At 46.7% G+C, this 16801-nt stretch carries 11 protein-coding genes; 6 read left to right on the top strand and 5 right to left on the bottom strand.

Going from position 1 to position 16801, the window contains the following annotated elements; all coding sequences use genetic code 11:
• Positions 1 to 105 precede the first annotated feature (105 nt).
• From EZ315_RS10650 to tamL, 3 genes are all read left to right on the top strand, one after another.
• A complete protein-coding gene (locus tag EZ315_RS10650) occupies positions 106 to 318 on the top strand; it encodes a winged helix-turn-helix domain-containing protein (protein WP_135472061.1) in 213 nt (70 codons plus the stop codon).
• Positions 319 to 627: 309 nt separating this feature from the next.
• Complete coding sequence (locus tag EZ315_RS10645) at positions 628 to 5292, top strand: translocation/assembly module TamB domain-containing protein (protein WP_135472060.1); 4665 nt, start codon at positions 628 to 630, stop codon at positions 5290 to 5292.
• Between the two features lie 5 nt (positions 5293 to 5297).
• Positions 5298 to 7586: a translocation and assembly module lipoprotein TamL gene (tamL, locus tag EZ315_RS10640; protein ID WP_135472059.1), complete on the top strand. Its 2289-nt coding sequence runs from the start codon at positions 5298 to 5300 to the stop codon at positions 7584 to 7586.
• 113 nt (positions 7587 to 7699) lie between these two features.
• Here the strand turns inward: tamL and EZ315_RS10635 are convergent, their stop codons facing one another.
• Genes EZ315_RS10635 through EZ315_RS10625 form a run of 3 tightly spaced genes read right to left on the bottom strand, consistent with a single transcriptional unit; the run spans position 7700 to position 10611 of the window.
• Positions 7700 to 8713: a glycosyltransferase family 2 protein gene (locus EZ315_RS10635; RefSeq protein ID WP_135472058.1), complete on the bottom strand. Its 1014-nt coding sequence runs from the start codon at positions 8711 to 8713 to the stop codon at positions 7700 to 7702.
• A 52-nt stretch (positions 8714 to 8765) separates the two neighbouring features.
• Positions 8766 to 10118 (bottom strand): tRNA (N(6)-L-threonylcarbamoyladenosine(37)-C(2))-methylthiotransferase MtaB, encoded by a 1353-nt coding sequence (gene mtaB, locus EZ315_RS10630; protein ID WP_135472057.1) that lies wholly within the window; start codon positions 10116 to 10118, stop codon positions 8766 to 8768.
• A gap of 22 nt (positions 10119 to 10140) precedes the next feature.
• A complete protein-coding gene (locus EZ315_RS10625; protein WP_135472056.1) occupies positions 10141 to 10611 on the bottom strand; it encodes an Lrp/AsnC family transcriptional regulator in 471 nt (156 codons plus the stop codon).
• 415 nt (positions 10612 to 11026) lie between these two features.
• Here EZ315_RS10625 and EZ315_RS10620 point away from each other — a divergent pair, with 415 nt between their 5' ends.
• The 3 genes from EZ315_RS10620 (at position 11027) to EZ315_RS10610 (ending at position 14878) form a co-directional block, all read left to right on the top strand.
• Complete coding sequence (locus EZ315_RS10620) at positions 11027 to 14020, top strand: putative LPS assembly protein LptD (RefSeq protein ID WP_242452582.1); 2994 nt, start codon at positions 11027 to 11029, stop codon at positions 14018 to 14020.
• Between the two features lie 99 nt (positions 14021 to 14119).
• Positions 14120 to 14635 (top strand): porin family protein, encoded by a 516-nt coding sequence (locus tag EZ315_RS10615; protein ID WP_135472055.1) that lies wholly within the window; start codon positions 14120 to 14122, stop codon positions 14633 to 14635.
• Between the two features lie 6 nt (positions 14636 to 14641).
• Positions 14642 to 14878, top strand: coding sequence for a hypothetical protein (locus EZ315_RS10610; protein WP_135472054.1), 237 nt, complete (start codon positions 14642 to 14644; stop codon positions 14876 to 14878).
• Between the two features lie 82 nt (positions 14879 to 14960).
• Here EZ315_RS10610 and EZ315_RS10605 read toward each other — a convergent pair whose 3' ends face one another.
• Positions 14961 to 15812, bottom strand: coding sequence for an urea transporter (locus EZ315_RS10605; protein ID WP_135472053.1), 852 nt, complete (start codon positions 15810 to 15812; stop codon positions 14961 to 14963).
• A 164-nt stretch (positions 15813 to 15976) separates the two neighbouring features.
• Positions 15977 to 16780, bottom strand: a complete 804-nt coding sequence (gene zupT / locus EZ315_RS10600) for a zinc transporter ZupT (RefSeq protein WP_242452581.1) — start codon at positions 16778 to 16780, stop codon at positions 15977 to 15979.
• Positions 16781 to 16801: the final 21 nt, after the last annotated feature.

Raw genomic sequence — 16801 nt, 5'->3', positions numbered from 1 at the left:
TTTAACAATTTTTTATTAAATTTGCGCGTCGCATTGCTTAAATACTTGATATTCACTTTATCATTAAAGGCAATCTATTTTTAACCAATTAATACATACTTAACAATGAACATTGAAACTATCGGGCTGAATGCCGGTCTCGTATGGGCTGCCCTAAATGAAGCTGAAACTGTTGACACAAAACAGCTTAAGAAGATGGCTAAAATTAAAACTGAAAAAGAACTTTATGCTGCTCTCGGATGGCTTGCCCGCGAAGGTAAGCTCATGTTCCAGAGCACTGAGGACGGCAAGGGGCTCCTTGTATCTCTTGCCCAGTAATGGCGCACACTATATACAACACTGTACGGCTATTACTGTCAGTCCAATAAACAGATTCAAAGACTCTCGCTCCTAATAGCCAATCCGGCAGTTGTCAGCGAGAGTTTTTTATATCTATCTTACAAAACTTTTTGGCTGCATTAAGGGTTGTTAAAATATAACCGTTGATAAACACTTCCCACCAAGAGTGAATATCAGGTTTCTTATATACAATTCATCAAGTTTCAACAATTCTAATATTCTCACATTTTGGTCCGTAGGGTTTGCAAAATATTACTTTGGATTATTCTGGTACCGGTTATATTAGTGGTGCTCGTCCCGATACTGCTATATATCCCTCCTATCCAGAACTGGGCTGTAGGCTTTGCCACTGAAAAGGTAAGCCAATCCACCGGTATGAATATTCAGGCAGAACACCTGCGACTAAGTTTTCCTCTGAGGCTTAAAGCGGGTGGCATAAACGTGATTCAGGCAGGTGGCGACACCATGCTCACAGCACGCCAGGCCTCTCTCTCTCTAAAAATAATGCCTCTTTTGCGCGGACATGTGACAGTAGACGGTATCACAATTGATTCAGCCTTCTACCAGCTTGGAAATTCCGATTCCATAATGTGGCTTCGTGCCAACATAACCCACGGTGACATCTCTGCGACCGATATCATACTCAATGAAAATATAGTAAATCTCGACCGTGCTGACATATCGGGAGTACGCGTCAGATTGCGTATGCTTGAAGACACCACTGCCACCCCAGTCGACACAGCTGCATCAGCTCCATGGCTTGTACGAGCCGGACTGATCAACATCAGCGATGTTGACTATTCAATGGAAATGCTACCCACAATCGATTCTCTCGGATGTCATGTAGGGAATGCCTCTCTGCGACTTGCAACAGTGGATATGCGCTCAAAAAAGATATTCGGGCAAAGCCTTCGGATTGACAGCGTAGCAGCTGCATACATATATCCAAAAGTTGATTCGGTCCCCTCGCCTACATCTGTCGACACCATAATACCACCCTCGTCCGACATGTGGACAATCACTGCCGACACCCTGCGTCTAACATCCGATTATGCATTGTACGCTGAACGAGGAGCAATCCCTCAACCCGGATTCGACCCATCCTATATAGGAGTCTCAGGCATTGAGATAGAGATAGATTCATTCTACAATCAAGGCACTGACATACGTGTGCCATTACGTAAATTCACAGCTGTAGAACGGAGCGGGCTATCACTTCGTGCCGATGGAGTTTTCAGCATGGACTCCACAAGCATGTCAGCCGAGAAATTCAGTATATCCACACTCCGATCAATGCTCAGGTTTGACGCCCGTATGGGGAATGGGAATATCTCTTCCGACCCTGACATACCACTATATATTAAAGGAAACGGTGCGATCTCGCCATCCGATATTGCAACGGCATTCCCCGATATGAAAGCCATGCTCGCACCAATGGGCCTCCTTACATTCTCCACGGATGTTAATGGAACGGCAAGCCGGCTCAATATACGCGAACTGAATATGTCGATGCCCGACGTGTTCAGACTCAAAGGTAACGGAACTGTCGACAACCCTTTCAATCCCGATAAAATAGGCGGTAAGATAATAATGGATGGAGCACTTGCCTCACTCTCTGACCGTAAATTCTCATTCCTACCGATACCTGTAGTCCCTGCACTACAGCTTAAAGCCAACGTGGACTATCATCCCGGCAAGGCATCAGGCAAACTCGCAGTCACCACACGTGGAGGCAGACTCGCTGCCGACGGCTCATGGCTGGCACTTCCTGAAAAATACAATGCCAGCATATCTCTTGACAATTTTCCGGTGGACGCATTCATGCCATCACTCGGTGTAGGCAACATCACAGCACACACCACTCTGAATGGCAAAGGATATAACCCGATGTCAAAGGACACATCGGTGGACGCAGATGTGAGACTTTCTCAGGTTACATATCTCAATGAAACATACCGTGACATCAACCTTAACACCTCGCTCCATGCCGGCGAGGCTACAGGAACACTTGTGAGTCATAATCCCGGAGCTGACGCGACCATCAATTTCGACGCCCGACTCTACAACGACTCCGTGCTCTACAATATCAACGGTGACCTCAAAGACATAAATCTTCAGTCTCTTCACCTCTCCGATTCCATCAACGGAGGTCGTCTCGGCATAACCTCATCCGGCTTCTACAATATAAGCACGCAAGGCATGGATGTCAGAGCTGATGTAAATTCACTGTCATGGCATCTACCAGGCATAACCATTGCACCAAAAGAGCCTATATCACTCACAGCACGCTCAGAAGATAACGGCTCACGCACATCTCTTAGAAACGGTGACCTTGACATCCTTCTCACTACTCCGGGATCAATCTTCTCATTCATATCCGGACTCACTCCGGCTATGACCATGGTGCAGCAACAGATTGATAGCATGCGTGTCGATGTGAAAGCCCTAAACAACGCCATACCCGACTTCTCATTACAGGCCGATATGGGCAGATCCAATTTCGCAGCACAGTACCTCGAATCATCCGGCATAAAATTAGGCTCGGCATCCGCTGTCCTTTCCAGTGACTCATTACTCACATTAAACTCAACTGTTACAAATATCGTGTCAGGCTCGACCCGTATTGACACCGTACGACTCAATGCCATACAGCATGGTGAATACCTCGTGTATCATGCATCCATGGATAACCGTCCTGGCACATTCGATGATTTTGCACATGTCACACTGAATGGTTTTGCAGGATTCAACCGCGCATCTGTTTTCTTCAAACAGAAAAACATCAAGGGTGAAAAAGGCTTCAATCTCGGCATGAACGCCGACATTGCTGACAGCATAGTGACAGTGCGACTCGTGCCAGTCAAACCAACAATAGCATATAAGCCCTGGACTCTAAACAAAGATAATTTCATAAGTTTCGATCTTACCAACAAGCATCTTGACGCCAATCTGAAACTTTCAGGCGACAACAGCTTCATACGTATATTCACCGCCCACGAAGAAGCCCATCACGACAATGACTCTACCGACACTATTCACAAGCATTACTCCGGATCTCAGGAGGATCTAAAAGTACAGATCTCTCGTATACGCATACAGGACTGGCTGTCGATCAATCCGTTTGCTCCGCCGGTAAAAGGAGATCTGTCAGCTGACCTAAGCTTCAGATACGAAAATCCTATTCTCACCGGCAATGGTATAGTATCACTGTCCGACCTTTACTATGGGCGTGACCGTGTGGGAGATTTTGACCTTGATGTAAATGTCGAAAACTCACCCGGAGGAAAACTGATGGCAGATGTCGCACTGATGGTAGACTCCGTACGTACCATCACAGCACGCGGTGTGCTTAACGATTCGACCCTTGCCTCACCGTTCATGCTCGACTTCAACATGATACGGTTCCCGCTCCACGTGGTAAATCCATTCATACCAAATAAGACAGCAACCCTTTCAGGACTTCTTAACGGCTCTATGAAGATCACCGGAGACATGGCTCACCCTATCTTTGACGGATACATCGATTTTGACACCACAGCTGTCAAGGTCACTATGCTCGGCACATCCTTCAAATTCTCTGAGGAGAAGATCCCTGTCGACAGCAATGTTATCACATTCAAGGATTTCAGCATCCTTGGCTGCAACAGCAATCCGCTCAGCATAAACGGCACCGTCGATGCAAGATCGCTATCCGATATGAAGCTCGACCTCCATATGGCAGCAAGAAACATACAGGTTGTCAAGAGCGACCGTGCACGAGGAGGGTCCGATGTGTACGGCAAAGCATTCCTCGACTTCTTTGCCGGAGTCAAAGGCAATATGCATATGCTGAATGTCAACGCCGATATCTCGCTGCTCGAAGGCACTAATGTCACATACGTTCTTCCGGAAGTGAGCGAGACTGTAACCACCCAGTCCACACAGGACATGGTGCACTTTGTCCAATTCAACGACACTACATCCACGCTGAGAGCCGACAGCATATCATCAACCGACATGGCTCTCAACATCAATGCCGACCTGCATCTTAGAGAAGGTGCGACCGTCAATGTAGACCTTTCATCCAACGGCTCCAACCGTATACAGGTACTCCCTTCAGGCGACCTCGACTTCACGATGTCACCACTCAACGGAGAACGTCTGACCGGACGCGTCAACATTAACAGCGGATTTGTCCGCTACACCCCTCCGCTGATGAGCGAGAAGAACTTCGCATTCCAGGATGGGTCCTACATAGCATTCAACGGCAACATGATGAATCCTGTACTAAATATACATGCCGTGGATGTGGTAAGAGCAAACGTCACTCAGGACGGACAGAACTCTCGTGTAGTCAACTTTGATGTGATGCTCGCCGTCACAAACACATTCGATAATATGAACGTGTCGTTCGATCTTTCCACCAACGATGACATAACCGTCCAGAATGAGCTGACATCAATGTCAGCTGAACAGCGAGCCAACCAGGCCATGAACCTGCTGCTCTACAACGTCTACACAGGAGCAGGAACCAAAGGCACATCGCTTTCAGGCAACCCGCTTTTCTCGTTCCTGACCTCACAGCTCAATTCCTGGGCGGCAAACAATATACGAGGTGTCGACATATCCTTCGGCATAGACCAATATGACCGCACATATGAGGGGAACACATCGACAGCTACATCCTACAGCTATAAAGTATCGAAGAGCCTGTTCAATGACCGGTTCAAGATTGTGGTAGGAGGGAACTATTCAACTGATGCCGACAGCGATGAGAACTTCTCTCAGAATCTCATCAACGACATATCGTTTGAATACATGCTCAACCGGTCAGGCTCGATGTATGTCAAGATATTCCGTCACACAGGTTTCGAGAGCATACTCGAAGGAGAAATCACTCAGACTGGCGTAGGTTTTGTACTCAAAAGAAAACTCAACACCCTTTGGGAACTATTCGGTATTAAACGTGATTGATCAAGATGAAAAACTACACCATCATACTCAGCGCACTCCTCACCGCAATGATGTGGAGCTGCTCCACCACCCGACGCATTCCGAATGACGAAATCCTGTATACCGGACTGAAGGGGGTAAAAGTCAATACCCCTGATCCTAAAGAGACGTTTCCGTCAGGTGTACATGAATCTCTCACCGAGGCGGTCTCCGTGAAGCCAAACAATCCACTGTTAGGTTCGGCATCGGTGCGCACACCGTTCCCCATCGGACTGTGGGTCTACAACAACTGGCCTAACCCACCGAAAGGATTCAAACATTGGATCTACAATAAACTTGCGTCCGAACCGGTGCTCGTAAGCGATGTGCGCCCCGAAGTCAGAGTACACATGCTCGACCGTATCCTTGACGACAACGGATACTTCTCAGGCAGCACATCCTATGAGCTGGTACAGAAAAAAAATAAAAAGAAAGCCTCCATTCTCTATACAATCAACTCCGGGGAGCCTTATCTCATCGACTCCATACGTCTGCTCCCCGACACTACCCATCTGTTTCACATCATCGACTCGGTTGTTGACCGCTCTACATATTTCAAGACAGGCTCACGTTATTCCACCGACTCACTGTCGGTTCTGCGGGTACAGATAGCCAATGCCGTGCGCAACCGCGGATACTATTATTTCCGTCCTGAGTTCATACAATATCTTGCTGATTCCACCATCACCCATGGCAGGATAGCAATGAGAATGGAACTCGCGGACAATCTGCATCCATGGGCTCTTGACCGTTTCACCACAGGAACCATCACAACCACAGTCAAACGCAATAACGGAGGCGGCACACCCGACACAATACATACATCCAAAGGGGATGTGATACAATACAAACCATCAAAATTGCGCAAATCATTAATCCCCTCTTGTATAGCATTCCGTCCCGGCAGAACATTCTCTGTCCGGCAAATGGATCTCACCCAGTCACGCCTCTCACGGCTCGGCATATTCAACAACATCAACATGTCAGTCACACCTGACACCACCCATCACGACAAACGACTGCTGAACGTAGAGATCGACTGTACCTTCGACCGCCCATGGGAAGCATCCATTGAGGCTAATGTCTCCTCAAAATCCAATTCGTATCTCGGACCAGGACTCTCGTTTGGGCTCACCAACCGCAATATATTCGGAGGGGGCGAACAGCTTTCAATATCCCTTACCGGATCATACGAATGGCAGACAGGCGCAGGGCGTAGCAATCTGTTCAACTCATATGAGGCAGGACTGAATGCCACTCTCGCTTTCCCGCGACTCCTCGCACCAAGATTCGTCCCGCGCAGCCGTCGGGACCTCAACTGGACTCGGCTGTCACTTGGCATCGATGTGCTCAACCGTCCGCATTATTTCAAAATGGAACAGTTCAACACCGGCATATCATATGACTGGCGTTCATCCCGCTACATCAACAATTCATTCACTCTATTCAAACTCACATACACAAAACTACAGAACACTACCGAAGTGTTCGATTCCATAATGGGAGCCAATCCGGCAATCGCGCTCAGTTTCCAGAACCAGTTCATACCGCAAATGTCCTACTCCATAACTTACGACCGCGCAATGAACCGCGACAATACTATCAACGTTCAGGCAAGCGTCCAACAGGCAGGCAACATATTCTGGTCAATATATGAACTATGCGGCAGACATGGCGAGAAAAAACTTCTCGGCACACCCTTCTCACAATTTGTCAAAGGTTATGCCCAGGTGGTCTACGGTCGCCGACTCGCAGGAAAGATATGGCTTGTAAATCGCCTGGCAACCGGAGCTGCCTATGCTTACGGCAACTCAAAACAGGTACCATACAGCGAGCAATTCTATGCAGGAGGTGCCAACTCGGTAAGAGCATTCACAGTACGGTCCATCGGACCTGGCTCATATCGTGCTCCAGCTGACCAGATCAACGGATACTTCGACCAGACTGGCACATTCATATTCCTTGCCAACAGCGAACTCCGGTTTCCTATCCTCGGACCGCTTGAGGGTGCCATGTTCCTTGACGCAGGAAATGTATGGACACTCAAGGCAGAGGAAAGCCGTCCTGGAGGTCAGCTTAAAGCATCCAATTTCCTTAAGGATCTCGCCCTCGGAACAGGTGTCGGACTACGTTTCAATATCTCCATGCTCGTCATCCGAGCCGATCTCGGTATTGGTATACATGCCCCCTATAAGACATCCAAACGCGGATATTACAATATGGAATCGTTCCGAAAGTCGCTTGCCTTCCATCTCGCTATCGGATATCCATTCTAAAATCCAATGCACTGAACCGAACGATTCTACCCTGCTACAACATTCACACAATGAACTGCACCCCAAAAGTTTTCATATCTAACTTTTGGGGTGCAGTTCATGTCTTTATATGACTAATTCTTCAAAGAAGAAAATGTCTTTCTGTTCCTGATATAATAATCAAATAAAATGTTGGTATCGACATTGAGCAGATTCTGCTTAGGATGCACATTGTAACACTTGCGCATGCGTCGGAAATCATTATGAGCTTTTATAATAGCTGAAGCATTTTCGCCATCGCCGGTAAGCAGAAATTTCAACCATGCCACAGTATCGAGAAGCCTGCGACGGAACAGAAGTCCGCGACGCACTCCGTCAGGAAGATTCTTATGGAGCATCAGAAGATTATTTCGGAAATTGAGATACGTCTTTTTAGGATTGGAAGCAGGAAGAGAACCGCCGCCAAGGTGATACACATGTCCTGAAGGGACTGCCCATATCTCACGACCGCTCAGACGGATGCGCCAGCACAGGTCAATCTCCTCCATGTGAGCAAAAAACTCCTTATCAAGTCCGCCACATTCAAGATACACACTGTTAACAACCATAAGAGCCGCCCCGCTTGCCCAAAACACTTGCATAGGGGTGTCATACTGCCCCTCGTCAGGTTCTACAGTATCGAATATCCGTCCACGGCAATAAGGGTAGCCATGCCTGTCGAGAAATCCACCCGCAGCCCCGGCATACTCAAATTTACAGGGCTCTTTTAGCGACCGTATCACAGGCTGGCATGCACCCGCATGCGGATGCTCCTCCATAAACCGCCACAACGGAGTGAGCCAGTCATCCTTGACCTCCACATCCGAGTTGAGAAGCACACTGTATTTGTATCTTTTAGAAATACACTCCAAAGCTCGATTATAGCCCTCTGCAAACCCATGATTCTCACTGAATTCAATAACTTCAACTCCAGGGAAGTCACGTTGCAATAATTCCACCGATCCGTCAGTAGAACCATTGTCAGCAACAATCACATCGGCAATCTCACTATTGGTATGCTCGACAACCGACGGCAGATAGTCACGCAGGAAATGTTCTCCATTCCAGTTAAGTATCACTACTGCCACACGATTACCGCAATATTCCATAAGATACTATAATCTTAAATTGATCAATCATATTTAAGCCCTATTGCCTCATTCAGACACAGATCTCTCCGACACACTCCTCGGGATTCTCGGGAGAAATCCCTGTTATCCTCACAGGGACGACCGTATTAGCCATTTCAGAATTAGGATTGACAAGATTGACACGTAAATAATTATCGGTAAATGCCGACATTGAGCCATCCTTGCGAGGATGCTCCACAAGAGCTGGACGCACCGAGCCAATATACTTTTCAGTAAATTCAGCAAGCTTGCGCTCCGACACATCAAGCATGACGTGAGTACGCTGATGCTTCTCTTCCTGGCTAACCACAGGCGTTATATCAAGAGCACGAGTGCCCGGACGCTCACTATAAGTGAACACATGGAGGCGGGATATCGGCAAACTTTCCACAAACGCCCTTGACTCCTCAAAAAACTCTGGAGTCTCCCCTCTCACACCGACGATAAGATCGACACCGATGAATGCATCGGGCATCTCTTCGCGTATCCTCTCTATCTTGTGACGGAATAGCTCTGAATCATACCTACGCCGCATAAGCTTCAACACCGCATCACTACCATTCTGCAATGGGATATGGAAATGCGGCATAAACCTTTTGGAACGAGCAACAAAGCTTATCAGCTCATCACTCAACAGGTTAGGTTCAATCGATGAGATGCGGTACCGTTCTATTCCGTCAATCTCGTCAAGAGCTACACAAAGGTCATAGAAAGTCTCTCCTGTAAGCTTACCGAAATCTCCGATATTAACTCCGGTTATCACTATCTCCTTTCCACCCTCTGACGCTACCCGGCAAGCCTGCTCCACAATCTCGGCTATAGATCCAGAACGGCTCCGGCCACGAGCCATAGGTATGGTGCAATAGGAGCAATAATAATCACATCCGTCCTGAACCTTAAGAAAATACCGGGTACGGTCCCCTCGCGAACACGACGGAGAGAACTCACGTATATCCTTGGTTGCGGTATGGTGCACCGAAGCACAATGACAGGAAGAATCATCGCCTGACGGTGACTTTAGTTCCTGCTCGCGCAGATATTCAATAATCTTTAGCTTCCTGTCATTACCTGCCAGTACCGCCACTCCTGGGAGAGCGGCAGCCTCCTCGGGCTTCAGCTGGGCATAGCATCCGGTAACAATTATACGTGCATTAGGGTATCGACGCGCAAATGAACGTATCGCCTGACGGCATTTCTTGTCGGCAATCTCCGTCACGCTACACGTATTCACCACTATATAATCGGGCTCCTCTCCATCCTGCACGCGACGTATCCCCTCGTCAGCCATCATACGGGCCACAGTGGATGTCTCGGCAAAATTAAGTTTACAACCGAATGTGTGAAAGAGGGCTTTACGCCCTCCGAAAATACTGTTGTCTATCAAGATTTGAGTGATTTACTCCTTGTTATTCAAGATTTTCCGACACAATGGGCACCGGACGCTTGAACACCTCCTTGAACGAAATGAGGGTCTCGGTACGTCCGAGCCCAAGGCTCAGTCTCTTATGAATGATCTCAAGGAGATGGGCATTGTTTCGGGCATATATCCTTGCAAATATATCATATGTACCGGTTGTGAAATGACAGTCGACCACTTCGGGTATCTCACGCAGGCGAGCCACCACCTCATCAAACTTTGTCGGATCATTCAGAATGAATCCGATATAGGCACATGTCTGATATCCAACAGCCGCCGGATCGATTTCTGTACGAAAACCGAGAATAACACCTGCCGAAGTAAGTTTCTGTATGCGCTGATGTATGGCTGCTCCGGAAATATGAGTCTCACGCGCAATCTCAAGGAATGGTTTGCGCGCATTGTTGGAGAGCATTTCAAGGATTTTAATATCCAATGAGTCAAAGTGTTGGCGTGGCATTGGTGTATTAAGTGTAGAGTTTGGTATTAATTAAATCTTTGGTTAATTCTTTCACATGAGAGAATCTCACCACAAAATTACTAAAAAAACTGACATTTACACACTCTCGATAACATATTTTACTATAATATTCACTATCACCACTTATTTTTTCTATATACCGAAACGTCTAATCTAATCACTTCAACGTGCCATCTTGTCATAATAAACCATCCAACACAGTATTCTCATTAATGATACCCACAAATTATAGAGAAGCGCAAGGTATGGGACCGAAATGCATTAACACTATTTTATATGGATGGTTTCCATGTTACCTTTGGCTATTTGGCGAGAAAGTTATAACTTTGCAGAGAAATATAACACCCGCGCAAGAATTCATCCATTACTTGCAGGTTTATTTATTCTGAGACTTTTGAGGCATACTCAACCATACATTATAATAATAGTGCTGCTTTGCGCCCTATCGGTAGGCGCATTTTCCAGACCTGACAACAGTGACGCGACCTTTCCTCGCGCCACCGTAGAGTCATCACTGAGCGACTCTGCCATAACAGGCATCGACAGTTCACTTAGCAAATCTGCCACCCCCGCCCCATCCATAGATGACAATTTTATAGCCGTAGAGCCAGAGAGCGACGACACGCTATCAGCACTACCGATGGCAACAACAGTCAGCCATGACTCTATCATTACTGACACTATTGCCACACCCGCCGATTCATTATCAAATGATTCGATTGCAGCCACTCAGCCACGCTCGATGTTGCAACGTCACTCGGCAATGACCTCCGATTCAACCCGACGTCCACGCCTGAGCCGCACTCGCATATCCGCAGGCAGAAGCGACACAACAAAGATAGTGCGCACAAAAGTCGATCTCGACAACACTGTAGACTTCTCCGCCAAGGACTCGATGGTGCTCACAGGAAGAAACAAAGCATACATGTATGGCGATGGGAAAATAGTGTACGGAAGCATCAAGCTTGATGCCAATGAAATACTGATGGATATGGACTCCACCACCGTATATGCGGTAGGCACACCTGACTCAATCGGCGAAATCATAGGCAACCCCATATTCGATGACAATGGCACGTCATATGAGGCAAAGACCATGCGATACAATTTCAAGACCGAGAAAGGCTTCATAACAGATGTCATCACACAGCAGGGAGAAGGATACCTAACAGGCGGACAATCAAAAAAAATTGATGAGAACACCATATACGTGCAGAATGCCAGATACACCACGTGTGACGACCACGAATGCCCTCACTTCTATATGCAGCTCACAAAAGCCAAAGTGCGCCCGGGTAAGGATGCTGTGACAGGTCCCGCCTACATGGTTCTCGCCGGACTGCCACTGCCTCTTGCTGTGCCATTCGGATATTTCCCTTTCTCTGAAAAATACTCGTCAGGTATAATATTCCCGACCTTCGGCGATGATTATAACCGTGGATATTATCTGAGCAACGGCGGCTACTACTTCGCCATCAGTCAAAACATGGACCTTGCTCTGACAGGAGAGATATACACTCTGGGATCATGGGGACTCAGAGCTCAGTCATCTTATCTGAAACGCTACAAATATTCAGGCAACTTCAACATATCCTATCTCAAGACCATAACCGGTGACAAGGGGATGCCTGACTATTCCAAGTCAACCAACTTCCAAGTGCTCTGGAGCCATTCGCAGGACTCCAAGGCAAATCCCAACATGAGCCTGTCGGCAAGTGTCAACTTCACGACCAGCGGATACACTCGAAATGACCTGAATTCATATTACTCAAACGCATTCACCGAGAACACCAAGAGTTCAACCGTCAATATGACCTACCGGTTCCCCAACTCAAAATGGTCACTCTCGACAACTGCCAACGTGTCGCAACGTTCACAGGACTCAACACTTGCAGTATCATTCCCCAACGTCACAATCACAATGTCACAGCTCTACCCTTTCAAGCGCAAAAGGGCTGTCGGCGATGAAAAATGGTACGAGAAAATCAAGATTTCCTACTCCGGACAGTTCAACAACTCGCTGACTGCCAAACAGGATGAATTCTTCAAAAAGAGTCTTATCAAGGATTGGCGCAATGGCATGAAACACTCGGTTCCGGTGTCAGCAACATTCAATGTATTCAAGTATATCAACATCACTCCGTCAATCAATCTCACCGACCGTATGTACACCACCAAAGTGCGACGTGAGTGGGACCCGATTGCAGGTAATGAAAAGCTCGACACTACCTATAGTTTCTATAATGTATGGGACTTCTCGGGCTCAGTGTCGTTCGACACCAAAGTTTACGGCTTCTTCCAACCGCTTCCGTTCCTTGGCAACAAAGTGAAGATGATACGCCACGTCATCACACCTACCATATCGTTCACAGGCTCTCCTGACTTTGCTTCGCCATTCTTCGGATATTACGGCTCCTACGAGTACAACGACTCACAAGGCAGACTGCAAAAGAAAGAATATTCCATGTTCCCAAACAGCCTTTTCGGTGTTCCCGGGCGCGGAAAGACAGGCTCGATATCATTTTCACTTGCCAACAACCTGGAGATGAAGGTTCGTGACGACAATGACTCCATAGGCGAAAGGAAGATATCTCTAATCGAAAACCTGACACTCTCTCAAAGCTACAATTTTGCAGCCGACTCTATGAGATGGTCCAACCTCAACACCTCCGTGATGCTGAGGCTTATGAAGAATTTCAACCTTAACCTTTCTGCCACATGGGATGTGTACACCTACGCACTAAACTCATCAGGCAATCCGGTGCGTGTCAACAAACTGCGCCTTTCGGAAGGGAAAGGATGGGGCAAGCTCATGAGCACAGGCACATCTTTCAGCTATACATTCAACAACGACACCTTCAAAAAATGGTTTGGAGGCGGAGACGACAAGGATAAAGAAAAGAAAAATACCGACAATAATACCCCTGACACTCCTATTGACGACGACATGTCGCCACAACAAGGAGGTCCGCGACGGACAAACAATAAGAAGAACGGCATACAGATAGGCGAAAACGGATATATGGCATGGAATGTGCCATGGAATCTTACATTCAACTATTCTGTGAACTACGGCTACGGAGACTTCGATTACAAAAAGCTCGAATATAAAGGGAAAATAACCCAAAACCTCTCTGTATCCGGCAACATACGCCCTACCTCCAATTGGAACTTCGGCTTCTCGGCAAGCTACAACTTTGACCGCCACAAGATAGCGTATATGAACTGTAACATATCGCGAGATATGCACTGCTTCACCATGCGTGCCAGCTTCGTGCCCGTAGGTCCCTACAAGAGTTACAATTTCCACATTTCAGTGAAATCATCACTCCTTGCCGACCTCAAATACGACAAACGCTCCTCCATGAGCAATGGCGTACGCTGGTAGGACAATGCGCTTCTTAAGGACCTGCTGAGATGAACCATTTCATAACTTTTAGTGTTTATTAGATGAAATTCTCATATTGCACTAAAAAACTATTTGGTTATGAAAAAATTCCTACTTGTCATGTGCGCAGTCATCGGTCTTGCCTTTGGAGCAAGCGCACAGCGTGCCCAGTTACAGATCGGATATGGCGGCTACACACAGATGGATGCCTCCGACATGCATGATTACGGAGCTGTCAACAATGCCTGGGGTGCGCTCACCGCAGGTGTAAATTTCAAGATCCTCCCATCATTCAGCCTCGGACTCAGTTACACATTCTCCTCCACCTCCTACAAACATATCGACGACGCCAACGCTTATTACCATGTGTTCATGCTCAATGGAAAGTATGACTATTGGCGCAACTCTATTGTAAGACTTTATGCACATGCCGGTGTAGGTGTGGATGTCACCCATATGGCAGCAGGCGACTGGCATAAAAACAAGACATACTTCGCATTTCAGGCATCACCAATCGGAGCTGAGGTGGGATTGTCAAGAGTAGCCACAATGTTTGGCGAAGTTGGCTATGGAGCACAAGGTCTCCTCCAGGTCGGCTTCAGATTAAACCTTTAGCAAGCTATGAACGACCGTATAACTTATGAGGAGCGCAAAGAGCTGCCCGACAGCGTCTACGGACTTCCGGAACGTAGGGAATACCCCATGCCTGATGCCGCACACGTAAGAGCAGCCGAGGCATATTTCAGATATTGCCCTGAAGAGCTCAAGCCTAAACTTGCACGTGCAATCCTCAACCGGGCTGAAGAATATGGCGTAAATGTGGAAAGCCCGACTGTGCTCAACTACGCTAAGCAATAAAGAACATATTATATATCAAAAACCGCACTCCAAAAAGATATCTGATAATTCTGGAGTGCGGTTAAAATATTTTATCATCGATCTACAGCAATCGATAAAACAGTGTACGTATTGTTATTATAATCCATACTGACATAACGAATGGAGCTGTCAAGGTTATAATCCCCAAATTCATCCCTATAATCTGCAATCCAGTGGACAGCAATACTGCACACACCGCCGAAACCAAGCTTTTCCAGTCGGTTCCTCCTAAAGCTATGGCACATAACACACCATTATACCCCATCATTCCTGCATTTATGCTTGCAGAATCCACTGCTAAAAGAATGGATAGAGGAATAGGGATAAGTGCTCCCAAAGCAGCATAGAAAGCATCTTTTCGGGAATTAATCAAAATGCCCAAAAGAAAACATAATCCAGCTAAAACCGTACGTCCCTGAAACATCACCTGACCTATACCAAGACAGAAAGCCTGAAAATAATGATACGTATCGTCAATGACTGCATCAGGCATAAGCATCAAATATGGCATGAACAGTAGGCAAATACCAAGAATTGCCCACACTGCAAGAATGAAAGGAGCCGTGAATCCGGGTAGAAAACGTTGCCTACTGAAAAGACCGGCTATCCATGTGGAACCGGCAGAGGCTATGACCAATAGGATAAAACTTTCAACCGACAGTTGCAAAAATGCACCGACTGCTATACCGACCAATGTTCCATTAAATCCATATAAGCCGTTTTTAATGTCATCCTGCTTGTATCCTGAAAAATAGGCTGCCATATTACTAATCACATTGCCTAATAATGCAAGCAGCCCCATTTGCCATGAGTTCAAAAATATGCAGATCAGCATAAACAATCCTGATAACGCATTATTTTGAAACATCACCTGACCTATCCCTCGACCTATGATGAGCAATAAATTATACATAACCGAAGTTTATTACATGATAACAGACTGCAAAATTACAATTTAATTTTGGAACAAGACAAAACATAACATCAGGGCAAGCTATTAAAAAGCAGCCCACAAATAAAAACTACGAGATTAACATAGTCATCCCAGCCATTAACTATTATATCGTTAATACAGACTTATACCATCAGAATAGATGCTGCCATAAGCATCATTCCGAGTATTACACAGATTATGGTGATATGATGGTGACCATAACTCTCGGCACCCGGGAGAAGCTCGTCAATGGCGATATACACCATTACTCCGGCTACTGCTGCAAGAAGCACTGCATTAAGCACAGGACTCCACACATTAATGAGAAACAACATCCCCACAACCGCACCCAAAGGTTCGGCAAATCCTGACAGCACACTCCACACCAAAGCCTTCCGATGGCTACCGGTAGCATTATACACAGGGATTGCCACAGCTATACCTTCCGGTATATTATGCAGCATTATGGCTATTACTATAGGTATTGCCACTGTGGCTCCGTCAAGGGCAGATATGAATGTAGCCATACCCTCAGGAAAATTGTGTATTCCTATTGCAAGCGCAAGCATCATCCCTGTATGCCCTGATCGCGGCTTGGATACAGGTGTGATCTCGACATGGTTGTATTCATGCGGATTGTCCTTCTCAGGAACAAGAAAATCTATCAACGCGATAAGCAACACTCCTCCGAAGAATGCAAGAATCGAATACATATTTGCATAATGCGGAGTAAATTCACCTGTCATTTCAGCAATTGCCTGAGGCATGAGATCAAGAAACGACACATAGAGCATGACCCCGGCAGAAAATCCGAGAGCTCCAGCCAAAAATCGTCCCTCACGAGCTTGTGGCAAAAGAGACATAAACGCACCCAGCCCGGTACCCATTCCGGCGATTAATGTAAGAAGCAACGCGATAAGCAATGATTGTGTTGAAATATTTTCCATATATCTACAACAATCAACAAC

Origin of the sequence: Duncaniella freteri, assembly GCF_004766125.1 — a bacterium.
Classification (GTDB): Bacteria; Bacteroidota; Bacteroidia; order Bacteroidales; family Muribaculaceae; genus Duncaniella; species Duncaniella freteri.
The sequence above is the reverse complement of the archived record's forward strand: the minus strand, read 5'-3'. Positions and strand labels throughout refer to the sequence as shown.

Coding starts and splice junctions, on each gene's coding strand:
- EZ315_RS10650 (WP_135472061.1), top strand. CDS start 106: ATGAACATTGAAACTATCGGGCTGAATGCCGGTCTCGTATGGGCTGCC.
- tamL (WP_135472059.1), top strand. CDS start 5,298: ATGAAAAACTACACCATCATACTCAGCGCACTCCTCACCGCAATGATG.
- EZ315_RS10635 (WP_135472058.1), bottom strand. CDS start 8,713: ATGGAATATTGCGGTAATCGTGTGGCAGTAGTGATACTTAACTGGAAT.
- EZ315_RS10625 (WP_135472056.1), bottom strand. CDS start 10,611: ATGCCACGCCAACACTTTGACTCATTGGATATTAAAATCCTTGAAATG.
- EZ315_RS10615 (WP_135472055.1), top strand. CDS start 14,120: ATGAAAAAATTCCTACTTGTCATGTGCGCAGTCATCGGTCTTGCCTTT.
- EZ315_RS10610 (WP_135472054.1), top strand. CDS start 14,642: ATGAACGACCGTATAACTTATGAGGAGCGCAAAGAGCTGCCCGACAGC.
- EZ315_RS10605 (WP_135472053.1), bottom strand. CDS start 15,812: ATGTATAATTTATTGCTCATCATAGGTCGAGGGATAGGTCAGGTGATG.
- zupT (WP_242452581.1), bottom strand. CDS start 16,780: ATGGAAAATATTTCAACACAATCATTGCTTATCGCGTTGCTTCTTACA.